The organism is Brasilonema bromeliae SPC951, assembly GCF_012912135.1.
GTDB lineage: Bacteria > Cyanobacteriota > Cyanobacteriia > Cyanobacteriales > Nostocaceae > Brasilonema > Brasilonema bromeliae.
The window spans coordinates 1-1736 of sequence record NZ_QMEB01000412.1; the positions used below are offsets into that span (position 1 = coordinate 1).

Consider the following 1736-nt stretch of genomic DNA (forward strand, 5'->3'; position numbering starts at 1 on the left):
CGTGCCCGTTTCCGTGCATACGGCTCCCGATGTTCTTACCTTGCGGTTTTGCTCATGTGGATGTAGTCATGACAGCTTTCGTGAACCGCTAGAAGGTTTTTATGCTTCCAATTGTTGTGGTTGCCGTCTTTGTGGTGTAAATGTACTCGTTCATCGCTAAGTATCTTTAAGCCACAGTATCCACATGCATGGTTTTGCCGTTTTAGGGCAATAGAACGGTTTCCCCGTCGTAGAGCTTGCTATTACGTTCGCTCCAGTATGGGATATCTCCGTCGAAAGGTGATTTATTTCCTCTGACGTTGACGTGTTTGTTTTCGGAGTAGGGTACGTCTGGAAATGCCTTGTCTAGTAATTTCTTACTGGAGTATCGGTCATTCTTTGCTTCCTTGTTGAACACCTTGTATGCTCTTGTTTCGATGTGGTATAGCGAGTTACGCGACCCATCCATCTTACAGTGGCGGTGGTAGTTTCTCCATCCTCTAACCAAGGGAGCTAATCTCTTAGCTTTTTCCTCGGAACCATAATTTGAGCAGTTGATGATGGCTTTTATTTTCTGACGAAATGCTTTGAAGTTATCCACTGAGGGCGTGCTTCTAAATTTTCCGTTGTTCTGGACTTTAAAGTTCCAGCCGAGGAAGTCAAACCCATCTGTCGTTGCGGTAATTTTGGTTTTCTTTCCACTGATATTCATTCCTCTGTCGGCGAGAAACTGGCTTATCTTTCCAAGTACTTCATTTGCGTCGTCTTCAGGTCGAAGTATTATTACCATGTCATCCGCGTATCGGATTGATGGTTCGGTGATATCTCCCGGCGGTGTATTGGGTGTAATTTTACAACCTCTTTTACAGCACCGATGATATCTGTGGATACTTTCGATTCCGTTAAGCGCTATGTTGGCTAAAAGTGGACTTATTACTCCTCCTTGTGGGGTTCCCTGTTCTGGGAACTCTGGATTGACCCCTGCCTTAAGGCAGCGGAAAATACCTCTGTTCATACCCTGTGGGGCGATGAGGTTATCCATTATGGCGGAGTGGTTTATCCTATCGAAGCATTTTTCAATGTCGAGTTCTATGACTCGTTTATTTATTCCGTTACAGGAGGAGCGTAGATTGTTGAATAGAATTCTCTGTGCATCGTGCGCAGAGCGTCCTGCTCTAAATCCATAGCTTCTTTCGTGGAAAGTTGCCTCGTGTGCTGGTTCTAAGGCGTATTTTGCTAGGCACTGCCATGCTCTATCCGCTATAGTTGGGACTTTAAGAATTCTGGTTTTCCCGTCCTTCTTGGGTATTGGTATCTGTCTTAATTTGCTATGATGCCAATTAAGGTAATCTTTCTTGAGGAGTTCCTCAAGTGCGAAGCGTTCTTCATGATTGAGGGACGCTTTGCCGTCGATACCCGCAGTCTTTTTACCAGCATTTAGCTGAGTTACCTGACGAATTGCCAGTAATCTTGCTGCTCGGGATTTCAGTATCAGTTTCTGGAGTGACCGCGCTTTCCGCATGTCTCCTGCTTGAACTGCTTTAAATAACCGCACTTGTAGACGGAATAATTCACGGCGAAATTTCTTCCACTTTAAATTCTTCCAAGATTCACTAGGTTTTTCACTGTGTCCAATCATGTGCTAACTCCTGTGGTTATTCTCTGAACACCTCGCGAAAATTACTTCGCGTCCTACCCGAGGTGTGGGGTTTCCGTCGCTCGTCTGACCTACTGAGGGTTCGACCTTTCCTCAGACC

At 45.3% G+C, this 1736-nt stretch carries 1 pseudogene; it reads right to left on the bottom strand.

The features are described from left to right. Positions 1–35: 35 nt before the first annotated feature. A pseudogene (locus tag DP116_RS28115) lies at positions 36–1618 on the bottom strand (group II intron reverse transcriptase/maturase). Between the last annotated feature and the right edge of the window lie 118 nt (positions 1619–1736).